The sequence below is a fragment of the Pseudomonas soli genome (assembly GCF_900110655.1).
GTDB lineage: Bacteria > Pseudomonadota > Gammaproteobacteria > Pseudomonadales > Pseudomonadaceae > Aquipseudomonas > Aquipseudomonas soli.
On sequence record NZ_FOEQ01000005.1, the window covers coordinates 217,734 to 237,206 of the forward strand.

The window sequence follows — 19,473 nt, forward strand, 5'->3', positions numbered from 1 at the left end:
GGTCGGGGCCCGCCGCAGGGGCGGGCATCGGCGTGCCTTACCAGCAGATGCCGTGGTGTTGGGCGTTGCTGCCGTCGGCCATGAAGCCGACCAGGTCGATCACCTGCTTGCCGGCGTCGAGCGCCTGCACGAAGCGTTCGTCGTTGTTGCCCAGCACGATCACCTCGGCTTCATCGATCACCTGTTGCAGGTCGCTGCGCAGCAGGGCGCTGACATGGGGGATCTGTTGCTCGATGTACTGGCGGTTGGCGCCGAACTGGCGTGCATGGTCGACGTTGGCGTCGAAGATCCGCAGTTCGTAGCCTTTTCCGATCAATTGTTCGGCCAGGGTCACCAGGGGGCTTTCGCGCAGATCGTCGCTGTTGGCCTTGAAGGCCAGGCCCAGCAGGGCGATACGGCGCTTGCCGGCCTGGGTCACCAGGTCGAGCGCGTTCGCCACCTGGTTGCGGTTGCTGGCCATGATCGAGCCGAGCAGCGGGTGCGCCACGTCAAGCTGGCTGGCACGATAGGTGAGGGCGCGGACGTCCTTGGGCAGGCACGAACCGCCAAAGGCGAAGCCCGGGCGCAAGTAGTAGCGCGACAGGTTGAGCTTGTAGTCCTGGCAGACCACGTCCATCACTTCGCGGCCATCGACCCCGGAGGCCTTGGCGATGTTGCCGATCTCGTTGGCGAAGCTGACCTTGGTGGCGTGCCAGACGTTGCAGGTGTACTTGATCAGCTCGGCGACCTCGATCGACTTGCGGATCACCGGCGCGTCCAGGCCTTGGTAGAGCGAGGCAAGCAGGTCGCCGGAACGGCTGTCGAGTTCGCCGATCACGGTCATGGCCGGGAAGTCGTAGTCCTGGATCGCCGTGCTCTCGCGCAGGAACTCCGGGTTGACCGCCACGCCGAAGTCGCGCCCGGCCTGCTTGCCCGAGGCCTGCTCGAGCAGCGGGATGACCACGTTCTTCACCGTGCCCGGCAGTACCGTGCTGCGCACCACCACGGTGTGGCGGCTGGCCTTGTCGCGCAGGGCCGCGCCGATCTCGCGGCACACCGCCTCCATGTACACCAGATCGAGGTCGCCATTGGCCTTGCTCGGCGTGCCGACGCACAGCAGCGACAGCTCGGTGGCGAGGATCGCCGCCTGCACATCGGTGGTACCACGCAGGCGCCCCTGACGCACGCCGTCGAGCAGCAGTTGCTCCAGGCCCGGCTCGACGATGGGCGAGCGACCCTGGTTGATCATGTCGATCTTCGCCTGGGCGACGTCCACTCCCAGAACCTGATGCCCACGCGCCGACAGGCAACCGGCGCAGACCGCCCCCACATAGCCAAGTCCGAAGATACTGATGTTCATAGGTCCCTCTCCCCAGGCGCGGCGCAATGCCGGCCGAGATACTCAGTTCAAGAAGTTATGCAAATGCCAGACGCGCAGGATCAAGCCGCGCTAGATAGGTAGCGGTTCAGGCTGTTTCGTGGTGGTCTTTTTACATCCTAAGGAGTTTTCTGATAGTGCGGCAAGCGTTGTTGGTTAGTTTGTTTGGAATTTTCTTAAAGTTTTCTTTGTTAGTTAAAAAATCCTTCAAAAACAATAATTTAAAGTTTGATGTAAGTTGGGCGTCAAAAAAATGATTATCTAATTGGTGTCGACATAATGGCGTCAAAACGGTGGTTTTCCGTGGTTCTTGCAGTGCCTTGTCCCGCACGGTTTCTGCAGGCCAATTAATGTCATTCAGGTTTTTTCGTGTTGTCCGCCATCGCCGGCAAACCCCTTGCGCGGGCGATGCAAAGCCTGCAGGCGACAGTGCTGAACCCACTGTGATCGCCATGTCATCTGTCCCCCTGATTCAGGGCGTGGCGCAATGATGGCTTGCAACGATTGGATCCAATTGGCATAGTGCCGGACGATTGTGCAGACATTCACTCGGGTGCGGGATGCACCCGTCTTCCATTCATGCAAAGGAGGCAAGCAGATGAACGGATTTGGTCCGCGACTCAGAGAAGAGCGCGAACGCCTGGGGCTGACCCAGCGCATTTTTGGCGATATCGGCGGTGTCGAGCCCAACGCCCAGGGCAAATACGAGAGCGGCGAACGCACGCCGCGCATGGACTACCTCGCGGCGGTCGCGAGCCGGGGCGTGGATGCGCTTTATGTGCTCAGCGGCGTGCACACCCCTGCGCCCCTGGACAGCCTGACCTCTGATGAGAACCGCCTGCTAGGCGCCTTTCGCCGCCTGCCGTCGGCCGACCAGGCTGCAGTGTGGCACCTGCTCAACCGTCTCGCGGGTGAAGAAAATGGCCATGAAGGGCTGCGCATGCGCCGGCCTGACCGGCAGGCATATTTCCATGATGCTTTGCGCTAGTGTCCTGTCTCGGAAATACGTTCTCTTTTGGCGAGTGGCTTGGGTGTTCGGCCAAGGCGCCGCGACGAGTCATAGCAGGGCTATGGCGAGGAGTGGCAACGCGGGCAGGGCGCCCAAGACGCCGCCAAAAGTGAACAGCTTATTTCCGAGACAGGACACTAGGTTCGTGGTGAAAAATTTTGTTAAGGTGGCGGGATCCAATCGCCCCACTAACGAGGTGTCTGCTTGATTAGGGTCCTGGTGGTCGACGATCACGATCTGGTGCGTACCGGCATCACACGCATGCTGGCCGACATCGACGGGCTGCAGGTGGTGGGGGAGGCGGACTCTGGCGAGTCCGCCCTCAAACTGGCCCGCGAGCTCAAGCCGGACGTGGTGCTGATGGACGTGAAGATGCCAGGGATCGGCGGCCTGGAGGCCACGCGCAAACTGCTGCGCAGTCACCCCGACACCAAGGTGGTCGCGGTGACCGTGTGCGAGGAAGATCCGTTTCCCACCCGCCTGTTGCAGGCGGGGGCTGCGGGCTACCTGACCAAGGGCGCCGGGCTCGACGAGATGGTCCAGGCCATCCGCCTGGCCTTCGCCGGCCAGCGCTACATCAGCCCGCAGATCGCCCAGCAGTTGGCGCTCAAGTCGTTCCAGCCCCAGGGGTCGCCGTTCGATGCGCTGTCCGAGCGGGAAATCCAGATTGCGCTGATGATCGTCGGCTGCCAGAAGGTGCAGATCATCTCTGACAAGTTGTGTCTGTCGCCCAAGACCGTCAATACTTACCGTTATCGAATCTTCGAAAAACTCTCGGTCACCAGCGACGTCGAACTGACCTTGCTGGCCGTCCGTCACGGTATGGTCGACGCAAGTCTTTAAGCACACCTCATGTCACAACCTTTTGATGCAAGTGCGTTCCTGGCGACCTGCAGCGGTCGCCCGGGCGTTTACCGGATGTTCGACGGCGAGGCCCGCCTGCTGTACGTGGGCAAGGCCAAGAACCTCAAGAAGCGCCTGGCCAGCTATTTTCGCAAGACCGGTCTTGCGCCGAAGACGGCTGCCCTGGTGGGACGTATCGCCCAGGTCGAGACCACCATCACCGCCAACGAAACCGAGGCGCTGCTGCTCGAGCAGACGCTGATCAAGGAATGGCGCCCGCCCTACAACATCCTGCTGCGCGACGATAAGTCCTACCCATACGTATTCCTGTCTGACGGGGAATTCCCACGCCTGGGTATCCATCGAGGCGCGAAGAAAGCCAAGGGCCGCTACTTCGGCCCGTACCCCAGCGCAGGTGCCATTCGCGAGAGCCTGAGCCTGCTGCAAAAGGCGTTCTCGGTGCGTCAGTGCGAAGACAGCTACTACGCCAACCGCACCCGCCCATGCCTGCAGTACCAGATCAAGCGCTGCAAGGGGCCGTGCGTGGGCCTGGTGACGCCCGAGGAATACGCCGAGGACGTGCGTCACTCGGTGATGTTCCTCGAGGGGCGCAGCCAGCAGCTGGGCAACGAGCTTAATGCCGAAATGGAAAAGGCCGCCATGGCCCTGAATTTCGAGAAGGCCGCCGAGCTGCGCGACCAGATCGCCCTGTTGCGCCGCGTTCAGGACCAGCAGTACATGGAAGGCGGCTCCGGTGATGTCGACGTAGTGGCGGCTTTCGTCAACCCGGGCGGTGCCTGCGTGCACCTGATCAGCGTGCGTGGCGGCCGGGTGCTGGGCAGCAAGAACTTCTTCCCCCAGGTGGGCATCGAGGAGGAGGTGGCCGAGGTCATGGCCGCGTTCCTTTCCCAGTACTACCTCGGCAACGCCGAGCGCGAGCTGCCGGGCGAGCTGATCGTCAACGTGGTGCATGAAGACTTCGCCGCCATCAGCGAGGCGGTGCAGACCCTGCGCGGCCGCGAGCTGAGCATCAGCCACCGGGTGCGCGGCACCCGGGCGCGCTGGCAGCAACTGGCGGTGACCAACGCCGAGCAGGCGCTCAATGCCCGCCTGGCCAACCGCCAGCACATGGCCGCCCGCTTCGAGGCGTTGGCCCAGGTGCTGGGCCTGGATGAAGTGCCGCAGCGCCTGGAGTGCTACGACATCAGTCACTCCAGCGGCGAGGCAACCGTGGCCAGCTGCGTGGTGTTCGGCCCGGAAGGCCCGCTCAAATCCGACTATCGCCGGTTCAACATCGAAGGCGTGACCGCCGGCGACGACTACGCCGCCATGCATCAGGCGCTGATGCGCCGTTATGGCCGGATCAAGGACGGTGAGGGCAAGCTGCCCGATGTGCTGCTGGTGGACGGCGGCAAGGGGCAGCTGAACATGGCCCGCGAGGTGATGCAGGAGCTCGGCCTTACCGATCTCACCCTGCTCGGCGTGGCCAAGGGCGTGACCCGCAAGGCCGGTTTCGAGACCCTCTACCTGAACGACGTGGCCCACGAGTTCACCCTCAAGGGCGACTCGCCGGCCCTGCACCTGATCCAGCAGATCCGCGATGAAGCCCACCGCTTCGCCATCACCGGCCATCGCGCCCGGCGCGGCAAGGCCCGGCGCACCTCGAGCCTGGAGGACGTCGCCGGGGTCGGGCCCAAGCGCCGCCGCGACTTGCTGAAACATTTCGGCGGCCTGCAGGAGCTCAACCGCGCCAGCGTCGACGAGATCGCCAAAGCTCCCGGCATCAGTAAAAAGCTTGCCGAGTCGATTTATGCCAGCCTGCATAGCGAGTAGAATGTCGGGTTCAACTCGCAGCCAGTCGTACCGATGAATATTCCAAACCTGCTCACCGTTCTACGCGTCCTGCTCATCCCGATCTTCATCCTGCTGTTCTATGTGCCCTATCACTGGAGCTACATGGCCGCCAGCACGGTGTTCGCCATCGCCGCCGCCACTGACTGGCTCGACGGCTACCTGGCGCGTCGGCTGCAGCAGAGCACCCCGTTCGGCGCCTTCCTCGACCCGGTGGCCGACAAATTGATGGTCGCCGTGGCCCTGGTGCTGCTGGTGCAGGTGCACGCCAACTTCTGGCTGACGCTGCCGGCGGCGGTGATCATCGGCCGCGAGATCGTGGTCTCGGCGCTGCGCGAGTGGATGGCCGAACTCGGCGCCCGCGCCCATGTGGCCGTGTCGAACCTGGGCAAGTGGAAGACCGCCGCGCAGATGCTGGCGCTGGTGATCCTGCTGGCCAACCCGCCGCTGCTGACCTTCTGGGTGGTGCTGGGCTACGGCTTGCTGCTGGTGGCGGCGGGGCTGACCCTGGTGTCGATGGTGCACTACTTGGTGGCCGCCTGGCCGCACCTGCGCGAAGGTTCGGAGCAGAAGTAAAAGTTTTTTTGAATCAAGGGGTTGACGCCGTTCTGTAAATCGCTAGAATGGCACCCATCACGACGCGGGAATAGCTCAGTTGGTAGAGCACGACCTTGCCAAGGTCGGGGTCGCGAGTTCGAGTCTCGTTTCCCGCTCCAAATATAGATTTACAGCGTTCCACCGAACTCTGTAAGTCGTTGTAAAAAAGGGCCTTAGGGCCCTTTTTTAGTTCCAGCGGAAATAACCGAACCCGGTATCTGGTCGGTTCAAGGTCAGGTTTGAGACCCTGGCTGGAGATGGCCCACCTGGTTAGGGTTGATGCTTCACATCATTGCGCAAGGTGGAAGCATCTGAAATTTGCGTTACGACAGGGCTGACAAGCACATGCGCATGTCGTTTGGTCCAGGTCCGCCGCTATTGGACATTACGCCAGTGTTCCCAGCCACATCGCCCCTAGAATGATGAGCTGCGCCGGCACCAGGTATCGCGCAAAAGCGTAGCCGCCATTGCTGAGCGCCAGCACGCATTTGCTTAGTGTGTTCCCCGTCAGAGCCATCATGCCCGGCACCATCAGCTCAGTCATCTGCAGCCGACCCGCAACCACCAGCGAGGCTGCCGACGCCGTTGCCGCGTGGGCATCGCCCAGGCCGCTGACGAATGCTGCGATACTGGCCCCGTTGTGTCCCAGATGTTCGAGCAGAAACGCTGAGAGCAGTGCGATACCGGTCAGGGCCAGGGTGATTACGAGGGCTGTCCACAGGTTGAAGGCACCTGCGCCGAGGTGCGCGGTAGAATTGCTCGGTGCCGCGCGCCAAGGCGCGAGCAGCAACATGCCATAGATCGCGGTGACCAGCGCGCCGAGGCCGACCGCGGGCAGGAAAGGACCGAGCAGGTGGCGGTCGATGATGCTCAGCACCAAGGCGAACTGGGTGATGGTCGCCAAGTTGGACAATACCGCCGCCGCCGCGTAGGAGCGCGCCGCGGTAGGTTGTCGACTGGCGTCATGGGCTAGCAGGGCAATGGTCGCCGAACCGGAAGCAAAGCCTGAAGCGATGGCACTCAACGGCAGCCCATAGCGCGGGCCCACCAGGCGCATGGCGATATGACCTAACGCCGCCACTGTCATCAGCAGAACGACCAAGGTGCAAATAGTGCGTGGGTTGAGCACGCTGTAGGGGCCCAGGAACCGGTCCGGTGTCAGTGGCAATACCACCAGGGCCACCGTGAGCAACGTCAAGCCATCGCGCAGTTCCTGCTCGCTCAGTCGCTGCAGCACGAAATGATGCAGCTCGCGGCGCAAGGCCAGCAACACGGTCGAGACCACACCTGCGGCAGCGGCAAGCTCAGGCTCGGCAACGCTCAGCGCGCCCAGGACAAGTACCAGTAGAAGAGCGATCTCGCCTGTCACATCTGGTGCCTTCCCAGGCGAGTAGCGGTATTGCAGGCAAAGCAGCAGTATCAGGCCCAGGCTTGCTGTCCCGACCAGCACCGGTCCTGCCAGCAGCATGCTGACATAGCCCAGCAGGGCGGTGATGGCGAACGTCCTCAGCCCGGCGGCGGCAGGTACCTCGTCGCGGCGTTTCTTGCGTTCGCGCTCAAGGCCAACCAGCATGCCGATGCCCAGCGCGACTGCGCCGTGGCCAACACTCAGTGTGTCGACGAGCATGGCGCCTTGGGGCTTTGCTTGCGCTCATTGTCAGGGTCGCCTTGCTCGATCGCCATCAAGGCTGACATGTCGTGGATCTCCACCAGCCTGCCGCGCAGGCTGACAATGCCTTGCGCACGCAGGCGGGCGACCGAACGGCATACGGTCTCCAGGCGCAGGCCCAAGTACGATGCCATGTCCTCGCGCGACATACGTAACATGAAGCCATGGGCGGAATAGCCGCGGTTGACGAAGCGTTTGGACAGCCCGATCAGAAAACTGGCCAGGCGCTGCTCGGCGGTGAGGTTGCACAGCATCAACACACGCTCTTGCTCGCGCACTATCTCCCGGCTCATCAAGCGGTTCAGGCTCTGCTGCAATACCGGGAAGTCACGTGCCAGCGTTTGCAGGCGATGATAGGGCACTGGGCAGACTTCGCTGTCTTCCAGGGCAATCGCGTCGCAGACATGGTGGTCGGTGGCGATGGCGTCGAGGCCGAGCACGTCACCCGGCATCCAGAAGTTGATCACTACCCCCTGGCCTTCGGCGCTGTTGAGGCTGCTCTTGAAGCTGCCACAGCGCACGGCATAGAGCATCGTCAAGGGTGCATTGGCGTTGAACAGCGCAGCGCCTTTGCGAATGCGTAGGCGTGGCCCGATCAACGCGCCCAGGCAGCGTTTGTCATCCAGCGGCAGACCGGTGGGCAGGCACAAGCCGCTGACCCGACAATCGCGACAGAGCGTTACCAGCGGTTTCAGGTGAACCGGTGGCGGCGTGTACGGCGCAGCGGGCTGTTCGAGCAGCGAGACCTTCAGTTGGCCCGACATGTTCAGGCCTCCCTCGTGCAAGGCACATCCGCCCGAGCCGTCACGCCTGGACGGGGCGACCAACCCGCCAGCATGTCCAGCGAATGGGGCGCGTTGAGGCGGGCGTTGAGCCGCGCTACAAACTGTTGGGCTTCAACGGCCGTGTTGAAACTCACTCGCCAGTCGTCCATGCGAACCCAGCAGCGGTTGTGTTCGGTGTGGTTCTCGACGTAGACATTCATGGGGCCTCCAGAGCCTGCATGGGCAAGACAACTGCGGGACTAAAGGCCTCCGTGCCTGCATAGCACTTGGGTCAAGGCGTTATTGCCACTTTCATCACGCCATTGCGCTGGTGGGCGAACAGTTCATACGCGGCCTCGATGTCATCAAGGCGCATGCGGTGCGTGACCAGCGGCGAAACATCGACCCGGCCACTGGCTACAACTTGCATCAACCGACGCATGCGTTCCTTGCCACCAGGGCACAGGCTGGTGATGATGCGGTAGTCACCCAGACCAGCGGCATACGGGCCCAGTGGGATGTGCAGGTCGGCGCTGTACACGCCGAGGCTGGACAAGGTGCCGCCCGGCCGCAGCACCCGCAGCGCAGCCTCGAACGTGGCTTGCGTGCCCAGCGCCTCTATCGCCACGTCCACCCCGCGCCCGGCGGTGAGCGCCATGATCTGCTCGACCACATTGCCCTGCGTGAAATCGACGATGTGGTCGGCACCCATGCGGCGAGCGACACTGACCCGCTCGGCCACGGCATCGACACCAATGATGGTGGACGCGCCGAGCAGCCGGGCCCCAGCGACCGCGCACAAGCCGATCGGCCCCAGAGCGAACACGGCTACTGTGTCGCCCAGGATGACGCCCCCGCGTTCGGCCCCTGAAAAGCCGGTAGACATGATATCCGGGCACATCAGTACCTGCTCGTCGCTCAACTGATCGGGAATCGGCGAGAGGTTGACCATGGCATCCGGTACTCGCACGTATTCGGCCTGGCAGCCATCGATGATGTTGCCGAACTTCCAGCCGCCAATGGCCTTGAAGCCATGCGCGGTGCCAACGCCGTCTTGGGCGCTGCACCCACACAGGCAGGCGTTGCTATGGCCACTGGGGGTGATGGCGCCGGCAATGACGCGCTGGCCCTCATGCAAACCTTGCACCTGAGCGCCGAGTTTCTCGATCACGCCGACTGGCTCATGGCCGACGATGAGCCCCTTGGCCACCGGGTATTCACCGCGCAGGATATGCACGTCTGTGCCGCAGATGGTGGTGGTAGTGATGCGTAACAAGGCGTCCAGCGGGCCGATGTCGGGTATGGGCTTTTCCTCCACCACGATACGGTTCTTTTCGACAAACACCGCTGCTTTCATGAGGGCCATGGCACGCCTCCGGGGTGGTGGTTGTTGTGGCTAGGGGAGTAGCGTGCGCCCGGCAATCGGCGAAACATTGATCCTCGTCAAGGTTGTGTGCTGCGAGACATGCCGTCGGTCCGAGGGGCGTCAGTTGACAAACATCAAGCCTGTAGAGCAGGGCTACAGGATGCTTCGGGTATATATCGCAACCGCAGAGGTGTGCCATGGAAACCCCGCAAAGACTGCTGTTGATCGCATCCCCCCTGATGCGCCGAACCCCTGTCTACGACCGAGCCGCAGCCTTGGCCAAGGCCAAGGGCATGGCACTGCACATCGTGGCTTTCGACTACGTGGAGGGGCTTGCCACGGCAGGGCTGGTCAACCAACAGGCTCTTGCAGTGATGCGCGAAGGCTATGTACAGCAACACCGCGAGTGGTTGGAGACCCAGGCGCTGCCGATGCGGCGCAACGGTGTCACAGTCACCACCGAGGTGGTGTGGGTGCAGCACCCCTTGAACGAGATCCTGGTGCACCTGCGAGAGCAGCGCTTTGCCATGCTGATCAAGGCATTCGAGCATGAGCCATGGTGGGCGCGTGCCATGTTCACTTCCCTGGATATCCAGCTGCTGCGCGAAACCCGCATTCCTTTGCACCTGGTGCACCAGGCCAGCCATGCGTTGCCGCGCAGGATCCTGGCGGCCGTGGACCTGTCCAGGCCCGAAGACCAGTTCGAAGGCTTCAATGACCAGATCATCAGCGAGGCGTTGAAACTGGCTTTGCAGTGCAACGCGCAGATCGAATTGCTGTATGCCTACGACCTGGGTTCGATGTACCTGGACGCCAGCGGTAACCGGGAACACGCGTTCCTGTTCGATTCCAACCTCGCTCAGACGCTGCATGAAGCTCAGAGCGATGCCTTCAAGGCCCTTGCCGAGCGCAATGGCATTGCCGTCGAGCACCGCCACATGCGCATCGGCGACCCGGCCAAGGTCCTGGCCCTGTTCATGGACAACAATGATATCGACCTGCTGGTGATGGGCAGTTATCACCACCATGGCATCGGCTGGTTCATCGGCAGTACTGCCGAGCGGATGTTGCATCGTTTGTCCAGCAGTGTGCTGGTGATCTCCCCCGAGCGTTCCCAAGGGTAGCGCACAAGGCCCGCAAGGGCCTTGTTTTCAGGCTCGCAGGTCAAGCTCGTGGAGGATCTCGCTGACGTCGCCGCCCAGGTAGCGTGAGCTGAATCCCAGCGCCTTGGTCATCCGGTGCATGGCGTAGTTAGTCGACAGGTCCCTGGAAATCATCCACTCATAGCCACTGCGCCGCGCCGCGTCGACCAGGTGCCGCAGCAGACGCGTACCCAAGCCTTTACGCTGCCACTCCTCACGCACCGCTATCGCACACTCGCAGCGCGGGCTGTCAGGTAGGCCGGCGTAACGGCTGATGCCAATCTGCTGCAAGCAGCCGTCGACATGTGCCAGTGCGACATAGGCTCTGCGCTGGAAGTCGTCGACCGGCATCGCTTGCGGGGGCAGGCTGGGCAAGCCGCCGCTGAGCCCAGCGGTCAAGCGCAAGCGCCGAGCCTGGTGGGCGATCGAGCTGAGAAAGCGTCGGTTCCGCTCATGGTCCTCCTGGCGCAGCGGGCGGATCAGCACAGGCGTGCCGTCATCGAGCTTCTCGACCCAGTGCTCACTGGGGGCCGGCTGCTTGGACCGCTGCGTGTTCATCGTGCCTCCCGTTACTCGGATAGATACCTGAAAAGCGTTGTAACGTGGCTCGCCGCGGCGGTTCTGACAATCGTCAAGTTCGGGACACGGCCCCTTTTCTGATCTGCATCAAACGCCAGCGCGGGCGCGCCCGGACAATCCTTAGCATCACATCCCTGCCGCGCAAGCCCGGAGGTCCGCCATGGGTCAATATCGACAAATGCTGGTGTTGCTTGGTGAAGTCGACCCGCATTCCGCCGCGTTGCGAAGGGGGCTGGCGCTGGCGCATGTCAGCGGCGCCAGCGTGCATGTGCTGGGGTTGTTCGAACCGCGTGAGGAACCTCTGCTGCGCGAAGAGCGCCTGAACGAAGCCGATATCAAGCGCCAGTACGATCACTATCGTGAGCAACTGCGGGTCCTGGTCGAACGGCACCGCGGCCACGGTGTGGTGCTGACGGTCGACAGCCTCGCCGTCGACGATATCCGCAGCGACGCCATCGACTACATCAGCGAATTGCAGCCGGACCTGGTCATCAAGGACAGCGACTGCGCCTCGACCCTGGCGCGGTTGTTCGGCACCCCGCTGGACTGTGCGCTGATGCGTGGTTTCCAGGGGCTCACCCTGTTCGTGCCGAGGGCAGCTGTTTCATTACCCCGGCGCGTCATGGTCGCCGTGGATACCAGCTTCAGCGAGACCCCGACAGCCCAGCAGCAGTTCAACCAAGGTCTCATTCGCGTCGCCCAGGCTCTGGCACTGCAGTGCGGTGCCGCTCTGCATCTGTTGTCGGCCTACAACCTGGGCGGGGTATTCGCTGCGGACATGAGCGTCACCCAGGCATGGATTGAAGAGATGCGCCAGGCGCTTCAGGAACCCTTCAACGCCTTGGCTGAAGCCGAAGGCGTGGCGCATGACTGCCGCCACTTCATGCAGGGCGGCCCGGTGCAAGTGATCTGCGAACAGGTCGCCGCCCTGGAAGTCGACGCCGTGGTGATGGGTGTGGTGCAGCCCAAAGGGATGGATAAGCTGTTGGGTGACACCACTGAACGCATCGTCGGCCACCCGCCGTGCAGCGTACTCGCGGTTCACCCTCACGTGTTCGAACCCCTGGAGCCTTGGCCATGCAACTGACCTTTCTCGGCGGCACCGGGACGGTGACCGGCAGCAAATTCCTGTTGACCCGCGACCGCACGCGGATCCTGGTCGACTGCGGATTGTTCCAGGGCTACAAGCAGTTGCGCCTGCGCAACTGGGAGCCTTTGCCGCTGGCACTACGGGCGCTCGATGCGATCGTGCTGACCCACGCCCATCTCGACCATAGCGGCTACCTGCCAGTGCTGGCCAGGGAGGGTTACCACGGCCCGATCTATGCCACCCCGGCAACCTGCGCCCTGGCTGAAGTGCTTCTTCTCGACAGCGCGCGACTGCAAGAAGAACAGGCCGAACATGCCAATCGCCACGGCTACTCCAAACACACGCCGGCGCGGCCACTTTATACCGAGGAGGATGCGAAGCGGGTATTGGCGATGTTGCGGCCGGTGGGACTGCACCAGGCAACGCCGATCGCGGAGGGCATGGACCTGCTGTTGCGTACGGCTGGCCATATCCTGGGCGCTGCGACGGTGCAGATCAGTGCCGAAGGGCAGACCTTGGTCTTCTCGGGTGACCTTGGCAGGCCGCAAGACCCGATCATGCGGGCGCCGGAGCTGATCCGCACGGCAGATGTGCTGTTGGTGGAGTCCACCTACGGTGATCGCCACCACCCGGCAGAATCGACCGAGCGATCTCTGGCCCAGGTCATCAACCAGACACTCCTGCGTCATGGCATCGTCCTGGTGCCTTCATTCGCGGTGGGACGCGCCCAATTGCTGATGTATTACCTCCACAAACTCAAGCGTGATGGGCTGATCCCGGATATTCCGGTTTACCTGAACAGCCCGATGGCCACCGATGCGACCGCCCTTTATCAGCAGTTCCGAAATGAACACCGACTGTCGGCGCAGGAATGCGCCGCGATGTGCCAGGGCACACGGATCATCCACTCGGTCGATGAGTCCCGCCACCTGGACCAGTTGCGCGAGCCGGCAGTGATCATTGCCGCCAGTGGCATGGCCACCGGTGGCCGGGTGCTGCACCACCTGAAGGCACTGGCTCCCAACCCGCGCAACAGCATCCTGTTCTCCGGCTTCCAGGCCGGAGGCACGCGTGGCGCGGATATCGTCGCGGGCGCCCCCAGCGTGCGTTTGCAGGGCGAAGACGTGCCCATCCGGGCGCAGGTGCACACCTTGGAAAACCTGTCCGCTCACGCTGACGCCGACGAGATCATGGAGTGGCTGCGCGGCTTCAGCCGGCCACCGCGGCAGACCTATGTCATCCATGGCGAACCACACGCCGCCGACACCTTGCGCCGGCGGATCAGCCTGGAGCTGGGCTGGCAGGTGTGTGTACCGGACTATCAGGAAACCGTTGCCATCGACCCTGTGCGCTGAGCACGGCGCGGGAGGTAGTCATGAACACGAAAGCGCGAGCGAAACTAAGGGCCTGGATGCATCGGCCCAGGGGCAGCCTTGGCTGGATCGTGGCCATCGCCGCGTTGCTCATGGCAGCCTCTGTCTACCGCGCCGTGAGCCCCAGCTGGCGCATGCCGATGCGTGATCCGGCCGTGCTCCTGAGCCTGCTGGCATTGTGCGCGTTGCTGGGCTGGGTCGTGCAGCGCGGAGTGCGCCGTACGGTCGGCAAAGCGATCTTCAACAGCCGGGAGACGGGCGGGCAGGCCAGACTGGCGTTGCTGCGCGCGATCACCCGGGAATCCAACACGCTGATGGTCATGCTGTTGCTCCTGGCGGTTCTGGGCAGTGCCACGGTATGGCAGGCTGGGCGCGCCGTGGCGCAGATCGTGGGAAACTGCTCGGCGAACCTGCAGGCACAGGTGCAGGTACCCGAAGAGGCGCGGCTTGCGGCGTTGGTTGGCAAGCCCGTGTGTGCCTGCCTGGCGCAAACCTTCCTGGAGCGCAATGGGGTGATCCGCCTGGCGTTGTTCGGGACACCGATGCAGCAGGTGAGTGGCCTGCGGGCGCTGACCGCCGCCGACGAGCAGCGTTGCCTCGCGCGGTTCGACCTGCTACCCGAGACAGGCAATTTGAACACGCCTTGACCACAAAGTGAGTGCTGTTGCCTGGACGCTCAATGAATGAAGGGGGCCGCACATGGCACGGGAGATTGCCATGTGCGGCCACGCCTTGGGCCTGGCGCGGCTCAGAGGGTGAGGCGATGGATGACCTGGCTCGGGTCATCCGGGTCCGCGGCCGTGGTGAAGCCTGCTGCCTTGGCCAGGTCGCGCATTGGCTGGTTGGCAGCCGAGTCAATCGAGTACATCTGCCGAAAGCCCTGAGCCTTGGCGTGATCGATCAGGTGGCTGAGCAGGATTCGGCCTAGCCCATGATGTTGCCAACTGTCGAGTACCGTCACCGCGCACTCGCACTCAGCCTTGTCGGCACCGGCGGCATAGCGCGTAATGCCCACTTCCTGCAATTCACCCTCGACGTGGGCCAGGGCGACGTAAGCAGCTTGGCGGTCCTCGTCGACCTTCATCAACTGGTCGAGCAGGGCGTCACTGGGTTCCTTGACCTGGCAGAGGAAGCGAAAGTGCCGCGATTCGGGCGACAAGCGTTCGATGAAGGCCTTTTCGCGTGTCCGGTCCTTGGCTTGCAGCGGCCGGACCAGCACGTGGGTGCCGTTGTCCAGGGCTTCGACCCAATGCTCGCCGGCAGGTGTCGGAAAGATGGATTTGGAGGGTTGACGTGAAGTCTCGGCGGGGGGCATGGCAATATCCTCGGCAGTGATTGAACTAGGGAAGGTAAGCGTCGGCTGTGGACCTGAAGCAGGCTTGACCGTTGTCAAGGTCGTGCACGACAACACCCTTGATCACGCCGCTGCCCGCCAGCAGCAGGTGAGATGGCTGGCCAGGCAACTGGGCGTTTCGCGCTGGGATTCATTTGGCTTTCCAGTACTTCTGCATTTCCAGAAACAGGAACGAGGCGGTCCAGGTGATCAGCACCAGGCCTGTCAGTGCCTGTAGGCCAGTGAGGTATTTCAGGTGACCGGTGGGCGCGATGTCGCCGAAGCCAATGGTGGTGTAGGTGGTGAAGGAAAAATAAACGCAGTCCAGGAAGCTCCCGTCGAAACTACCGCTGAGCGTTCCCCAGCCCTCGGCATGGGACATCAGGTAATAGGCCAGGGCAAAGCACCAGACCTCCACGGCATGTGCCAACAACGCGCCGAACACCCCCGCGACGATACGGAACCGACTCCACAGCCTCAGGCGCGGTAGCCAGTCATTCAAGCGCAGCAGGCATTCGTAGTGAATGACGACCACCAGGATCACGATCAGCATGTTGATCAGCGTGACAGTGAGCATCGTCGTTACTCGGGTCGGGGCTGCAGGGACACTGCATGCTGATGGTCAACTTGTCGCCGGTGGGGTGAAGGATCTGCAGCAGCAACGTCAAGCCGCCTCGGCGCTGTTTCTGCCCCCGGCCATGATGCGCTCGCGCGCAACAGTGTCCTGCTGCTTGTTTCTATCCCTGCAGCAGGCGAGGCGATTGATAAAGGTCAAACCCGGCGAATCGACGCTGCACCGTTGACAAATGTCAGGCCGCTGGCGGCGCCGCTTCCAATACTCCGGGTCGGGCAGACCACCAAAGAGGCTCTACGCCGGGCAACCCGGAAAGCTCGCCACGGGGGATTCTGGATTTGCCTTTGCAGCAACGTGGCACGATTATCGTCCACGCGATCGCTTGCGTACTGCTCAGCTTGATCCTGCCTGGCATGAGCGCAGGTTCCTGGGCTGCCAGGTTGAGGCGCCTGCCTTGAGCTAGAGCCCGAGTCGCGCACGTCGCATTCCTTGAGGAGTTGAGCATGAACGATTTTACCCCTTGGTCGTCCTTGGCAGGCGGCGCCATGATCGGTTTGGCCGCGGGGCTGTTTGCCGTGGCCAATGGGCGCATTGCCGGTATCAGTGGCCTGATCGGGTCGTTGTTGCAGCGTGGCGCAGAAGGGCGGGGCGAGAAAGCGTCGTTCTTGCTGGGGATCTTCGTCGCGCCGCTGCTGTGGCAGGTGTTTACGACGATGCCACCTGTGCATTTCACCGCCTCGCCCTGGGCGCTAATGGTGGCCGGGTTGCTTGTGGGTATCGGCACACGCTATGGCGCAGGCTGCACCAGCGGCCATGGCGTGTGTGGGCTGGCTCGGTTATCGCCACGCTCTGCGGTGGCAACGCTGTGTTTCATGAGCGCCGGATTTGCCACTGTCTTTCTCCTTCGTCATGTCCTGGCAGGTGCTTAACATGCAGCGATTCATTGGTTTCCTCGCCGGGGCCCTGTTCGGCATGGGGCTGTTGGTGTCGGGGATGGCGAACCCTGCCAAGGTCCTTGGCTTTCTCGACCTTGCTGGGCAGTGGGATCCATCGCTGGCACTGGTGATGGTCGGCGCCATCGGCATGGCGTTGCTGCCCATGACGTGGGCACGGCGGCAAGCCGTGGCGTTGCTGGGAGGACGGATGCAGATGCCAACGCGGCATGACGTCGATCATCGGCTGGTCGGCGGCAGTCTGGTCTTCGGGGCCGGCTGGGGGCTTGCCGGCATTTGCCCTGGTCCTGCGTTGGTGCTGCTGGTGGGTGGGTATTGGCAGGCCTGGCTGTTCGTGGCAGCGATGCTTGCTGGCATGCTGCTGGTCAATGCCTTGGAAGTTTCACGCAACTGAACAAGGCAGTGCACCAAAGAAGTTGTCGCGACTTGAGCGCGAATGTGGCCATGCACGGGCATGCGTGATGGAAAGGTGAGGCCGTGCAGGTTTTGCACGTGGGGCACTGTGTGTGCTCGACCCGGGCTGGGATGCCAATGTCCAAGGCAAATAAGCAATGGCGCCAGAGTGCGCAAGAAACGGAGAGCATCCCCCCGTACCGCACCCGATAGTACCCGCGCACCCTGCAAATCACCTTCAGGACGAGGTACAGATCATGCAACTGGCAGGCAAAGTGGCAATCATCACCGGTGCCAGCTCTGGCATCGGCCGTGCGGCGGCGAAACTGTTCGCCCGGCACGGCGCCAATCTGGTGCTCACAGCGCGGCGTCAGGCTGAGCTCGAGCAGTTGGCGGCGGACATCACGGCAGGCGGACACGGCCGGGTCTTTACGGTGGCCGGTGACATCACCGATGCGGCGCTGGCCAGGGAACTGGTGGACGCGGCAGTGTCGCGCTTCGGTGGCCTCGATATCGCCTTCAACAATGCAGGCACCCTCGGTGAGCTGGCTGCCGTTCCCGAGCTGACGCTGGACGCCTGGCAACATACCTTGCACACCAACCTGACCAGCGCTTTCCTCTGCGCCCAGGCGCAGATTCCGGCGCTGCTGGCCCGTGGCGGTGGCTCGCTGATCTTCACCTCGACCTTCGTCGGCCACGCGGTGGGTATGCCGGGCATGGCTGCTTATGCGGCCAGCAAGGCGGGCCTGGTCGGCCTGGTCCAGGTCATCGCGGCGGAGCAGGGTGCCCTCGGGATACGCGCCAATGCGTTGCTGCCGGGCGGTACCGACACGCCGATGGGCCGCAGTGTGATGAGCAGCCCCGAGGCCCAGGCCCATGTCGAAGGGTTGCACGCCCTCAAACGCCTGGCCAGGCCGGAGGAAATCGCCGAGGCGGCACTGTTCCTGGCCTCGGACGCATCAAGCTTCATGACCGGGTCGGCGATGGTGGTGGATGGCGGGATATCGGTGGTGCGCGGCTGAGGCGCGCCATAATATGTCATGCTGGGGCATATCACCCTTTTCGGCATTGCAGGTCCACCGCCTGCTCGGCGCTATGGCGTGCACGTCAACGTCGGTCACAGTGACAATATGAAGGTCCGCGACCCCTTTCTGCACCTGCTCGACAGCCACTGAGCTGTCGAGCAGGCGCGGGCCGTGGCTACTTCAATCGGCCTGCTTGGGCGCAAATCGCAGGATCAGGCAGGCGATGACTGCCGACAGCAACGAGCCCAGCAAGATGCCGATCTTGGCTGCATCGATCTTCTCGGCCTGGCCCGGGAACGCCAGTTCGCCGATGAACAGGCTCATGGTGAAGCCGATACCGCAGAGCATCGCCACGCCGTAGATCTGCAGCCAGCTGGCGCCTTGGGGTTTGCTGGCCAGGCCGGTCTTGACCGCCAGCAGCACGCCACCGAATACACCGAGCTGCTTGCCCAGCAGCAGGCCCAGGGCAATGGCCAGCGGCAGTGGGGCGAAGATGTCGTCAAGGCCCAGGTCGCCGAACGACACCCCGGCGTTGGCAAAGCCGAACGCAGGCACGATGAGGAAGCCGACCCATGGCGCCAGGCCATGCTCCAGCTTGAGCAGCGGGCTGGCCTCGCGGGCCTCGCTGCTGCCTGTGCTGTACGGGATCAACAGGGCGCCGACCACGCCGGCGATGGTGGCGTGCACGCCTGACAGCAGGGTCACGTACCACAGCGCGGCCACGCCGATCAGGTAGGGCCACAGGCTGACCACGCGCAGGCGGTTGCAGGCCAGCAGGATGGCGATGATGCCGGCGGCACCAGCCAGTGCCAGCAGGTTCAGCGACGAGGTGTAGAACACCGCGATGATTGCCACCGCGCCCATGTCGTCGATGATCGCCACCGACACCAGCATTACCTTCAGTGACAGCGGCGCATGTCGTCCGAGCAGGGCCAGGGCGCCGACGGCGAAGGCGATGTCGGTGGCGGCGGGGATCGCCCAGCCGTTGGACAGCCCGGGTTCACCGCCTGCCACCGCCAGGTATATGAGCGCCGGCACGGCCATGCCCATCAGTGCTGGCAGTGCCGGCAGGCGGCGCTGCTCCCAGCTGGCCAGGCGGCCGTCGACCAGCTCGCGCTTGATCTCCAGGCCTACCAGCAGGAAGAAGATCGCCATCAGACCATCGTTGATCCACATGTGCACGGTCATCGGGCCGAGTTTCTCGGTCAGCACCGGGCCGACGGGCAGGTGCAGCAGGTGCTGGTAGGCGCTGGCCCAGGGACTGTTGGCAATGACGATGGCCAGCGCGGCGGTGAACATCAGCAAGACGCCGCCGGCCGCTTCGGTGGCCAGCAGGTGACGCAGCATGGAGCGCGGCTTGAGGGTAGGAAGGGGTGCAGTCATGTAACGGTCCTCGTTCATGGCATCACCCTCGCAATGGCAGTGGCGTGGCGGACAACGGGCACGGCGGGACGCTGGCTCCGGACTGGGCGGGCCACTGCGGCGAAGGGCGAGAAGAAGGATGGGGAATGCGGCACGGCAACCCACGCCGTGAAGACACGGGGCAGGAAGGGCC

22 protein-coding genes and 1 tRNA gene are annotated in these 19,473 nt (G+C 63.3%); 13 read left to right on the forward strand and 10 right to left on the reverse strand.

Translation table 11 applies throughout. The features are described from left to right. Positions 1-37: 37 nt before the first annotated feature. Together BMY03_RS13820 and BMY03_RS26130 are read right to left on the reverse strand one after the other, a co-directional pair. Positions 38-1,339, reverse strand: coding sequence for a nucleotide sugar dehydrogenase (locus tag BMY03_RS13820; RefSeq protein ID WP_038706387.1), 1,302 nt, complete (start codon positions 1,337-1,339; stop codon positions 38-40). A gap of 130 nt (positions 1,340-1,469) precedes the next feature. Then, positions 1,470-1,811 carry a hypothetical protein gene (locus BMY03_RS26130; RefSeq protein WP_143067548.1) on the reverse strand — a complete coding sequence of 114 codons (342 nt, stop codon included), beginning with the start codon at positions 1,809-1,811 and terminating at the stop codon, positions 1,470-1,472. Positions 1,812-1,955: 144 nt separating this feature from the next. Here BMY03_RS26130 and BMY03_RS13825 point away from each other — a divergent pair, with 144 nt between their 5' ends. The 5 genes from BMY03_RS13825 to BMY03_RS13845 all read left to right on the forward strand — a co-directional run bounded on the left by BMY03_RS13825 (position 1,956) and on the right by BMY03_RS13845 (position 5,776). Next, entirely contained in the window at positions 1,956-2,345 is a 390-nt protein-coding gene (locus BMY03_RS13825) for a helix-turn-helix domain-containing protein (RefSeq protein ID WP_023631420.1), read from the forward strand. A gap of 225 nt (positions 2,346-2,570) precedes the next feature. After that, positions 2,571-3,209 (forward strand): response regulator transcription factor GacA, encoded by a 639-nt coding sequence (gene gacA / locus BMY03_RS13830; RefSeq protein ID WP_023631421.1) that lies wholly within the window; start codon positions 2,571-2,573, stop codon positions 3,207-3,209. A gap of 9 nt (positions 3,210-3,218) precedes the next feature. After that, complete coding sequence (gene uvrC / locus BMY03_RS13835; RefSeq protein WP_038706386.1) at positions 3,219-5,042, forward strand: excinuclease ABC subunit UvrC; 1,824 nt, start codon at positions 3,219-3,221, stop codon at positions 5,040-5,042. Positions 5,043-5,075: 33 nt separating this feature from the next. Further along, positions 5,076-5,636 (forward strand): CDP-diacylglycerol--glycerol-3-phosphate 3-phosphatidyltransferase, encoded by a 561-nt coding sequence (gene pgsA / locus BMY03_RS13840; protein ID WP_038706385.1) that lies wholly within the window; start codon positions 5,076-5,078, stop codon positions 5,634-5,636. A gap of 64 nt (positions 5,637-5,700) precedes the next feature. After that, positions 5,701-5,776: transfer RNA gene (locus BMY03_RS13845), tRNA-Gly, on the forward strand. A 266-nt stretch (positions 5,777-6,042) separates the two neighbouring features. Here BMY03_RS13845 and BMY03_RS13850 read toward each other — a convergent pair. The 4 genes from BMY03_RS13850 to BMY03_RS13865 form a co-directional block, all read right to left on the reverse strand. Next, the gene (locus BMY03_RS13850; RefSeq protein ID WP_094011375.1) at positions 6,043-7,284 is read right to left on the reverse strand and encodes an MgtC/SapB family protein; all 1,242 of its coding nucleotides are present in this window, start codon (positions 7,282-7,284) and stop codon (positions 6,043-6,045) included. After that, positions 7,266-8,090, reverse strand: a complete 825-nt coding sequence (locus tag BMY03_RS13855; RefSeq protein WP_094011376.1) for a helix-turn-helix domain-containing protein — start codon at positions 8,088-8,090, stop codon at positions 7,266-7,268. Before BMY03_RS13855 ends, BMY03_RS13850 begins: the two co-directional genes overlap by 19 nt. A 2-nt stretch (positions 8,091-8,092) precedes the next feature. Further along, positions 8,093-8,311 (reverse strand): hypothetical protein, encoded by a 219-nt coding sequence (locus tag BMY03_RS13860; protein ID WP_094011377.1) that lies wholly within the window; start codon positions 8,309-8,311, stop codon positions 8,093-8,095. Between the two features lie 71 nt (positions 8,312-8,382). Continuing rightward, entirely contained in the window at positions 8,383-9,456 is a 1,074-nt protein-coding gene (locus tag BMY03_RS13865; RefSeq protein ID WP_094011378.1) for an NAD(P)-dependent alcohol dehydrogenase, read from the reverse strand. 197 nt (positions 9,457-9,653) lie between these two features. Between BMY03_RS13865 and BMY03_RS13870 the strand changes: the two genes are divergently transcribed. Next, on the forward strand, positions 9,654-10,580 hold the full coding sequence (locus tag BMY03_RS13870) for a universal stress protein (RefSeq protein WP_023630309.1): 927 nt from the start codon (positions 9,654-9,656) through the stop codon (positions 10,578-10,580). A 27-nt stretch (positions 10,581-10,607) separates the two neighbouring features. On the opposite strand, the gene BMY03_RS13875 is transcribed toward BMY03_RS13870, so the two are convergent. Beyond that, positions 10,608-11,156, reverse strand: a complete 549-nt coding sequence (locus BMY03_RS13875) for a GNAT family N-acetyltransferase (protein ID WP_094011379.1) — start codon at positions 11,154-11,156, stop codon at positions 10,608-10,610. Between the two features lie 181 nt (positions 11,157-11,337). Here BMY03_RS13875 and BMY03_RS13880 point away from each other — a divergent pair, with 181 nt between their 5' ends. The 3 genes from BMY03_RS13880 to BMY03_RS13890 are packed head-to-tail and all read left to right on the forward strand — an operon-like array spanning position 11,338 to position 14,287. Then, positions 11,338-12,264 (forward strand): universal stress protein, encoded by a 927-nt coding sequence (locus BMY03_RS13880; RefSeq protein WP_094011380.1) that lies wholly within the window; start codon positions 11,338-11,340, stop codon positions 12,262-12,264. Then, positions 12,255-13,622: an MBL fold metallo-hydrolase RNA specificity domain-containing protein gene (locus BMY03_RS13885; RefSeq protein WP_094011381.1), complete on the forward strand. Its 1,368-nt coding sequence runs from the start codon at positions 12,255-12,257 to the stop codon at positions 13,620-13,622. The genes BMY03_RS13880 and BMY03_RS13885 overlap by 10 nt, the downstream gene beginning before the upstream one ends. A 20-nt stretch (positions 13,623-13,642) precedes the next feature. Further along, positions 13,643-14,287 (forward strand): hypothetical protein, encoded by a 645-nt coding sequence (locus BMY03_RS13890; RefSeq protein ID WP_232888057.1) that lies wholly within the window; start codon positions 13,643-13,645, stop codon positions 14,285-14,287. A gap of 101 nt (positions 14,288-14,388) precedes the next feature. Here BMY03_RS13890 and BMY03_RS13895 read toward each other — a convergent pair whose 3' ends face one another. Both BMY03_RS13895 and BMY03_RS13900 read right to left on the reverse strand, forming a co-directional pair. Beyond that, positions 14,389-14,955: a GNAT family N-acetyltransferase gene (locus tag BMY03_RS13895; RefSeq protein ID WP_023629267.1), complete on the reverse strand. Its 567-nt coding sequence runs from the start codon at positions 14,953-14,955 to the stop codon at positions 14,389-14,391. 169 nt (positions 14,956-15,124) lie between these two features. Beyond that, positions 15,125-15,550, reverse strand: coding sequence for a potassium channel family protein (locus BMY03_RS13900; RefSeq protein ID WP_023629268.1), 426 nt, complete (start codon positions 15,548-15,550; stop codon positions 15,125-15,127). On the opposite strand from BMY03_RS13900, the gene BMY03_RS26135 reads away from it, so the two are divergent. From BMY03_RS26135 to BMY03_RS13915, 4 genes are all read left to right on the forward strand, one after another. Beyond that, positions 15,525-15,776, forward strand: coding sequence for a hypothetical protein (locus BMY03_RS26135; RefSeq protein WP_123902482.1), 252 nt, complete (start codon positions 15,525-15,527; stop codon positions 15,774-15,776). The genes BMY03_RS13900 and BMY03_RS26135 overlap by 26 nt on opposite strands. Before the next feature lie 274 nt (positions 15,777-16,050). Continuing rightward, positions 16,051-16,476 (forward strand): YeeE/YedE family protein, encoded by a 426-nt coding sequence (locus tag BMY03_RS13905; RefSeq protein ID WP_023629269.1) that lies wholly within the window; start codon positions 16,051-16,053, stop codon positions 16,474-16,476. Between the two features lies 1 nt (position 16,477). Next, positions 16,478-16,894: a DUF6691 family protein gene (locus tag BMY03_RS13910; RefSeq protein WP_094011382.1), complete on the forward strand. Its 417-nt coding sequence runs from the start codon at positions 16,478-16,480 to the stop codon at positions 16,892-16,894. A gap of 256 nt (positions 16,895-17,150) precedes the next feature. Further along, positions 17,151-17,915, forward strand: coding sequence for an SDR family oxidoreductase (locus BMY03_RS13915; RefSeq protein WP_094011383.1), 765 nt, complete (start codon positions 17,151-17,153; stop codon positions 17,913-17,915). A 183-nt stretch (positions 17,916-18,098) separates the two neighbouring features. On the opposite strand, the gene nhaA is transcribed toward BMY03_RS13915, so the two are convergent. Then, positions 18,099-19,301, reverse strand: a complete 1,203-nt coding sequence (gene nhaA / locus BMY03_RS13920; RefSeq protein ID WP_038707571.1) for a Na+/H+ antiporter NhaA — start codon at positions 19,299-19,301, stop codon at positions 18,099-18,101. Between the last annotated feature and the right edge of the window lie 172 nt (positions 19,302-19,473).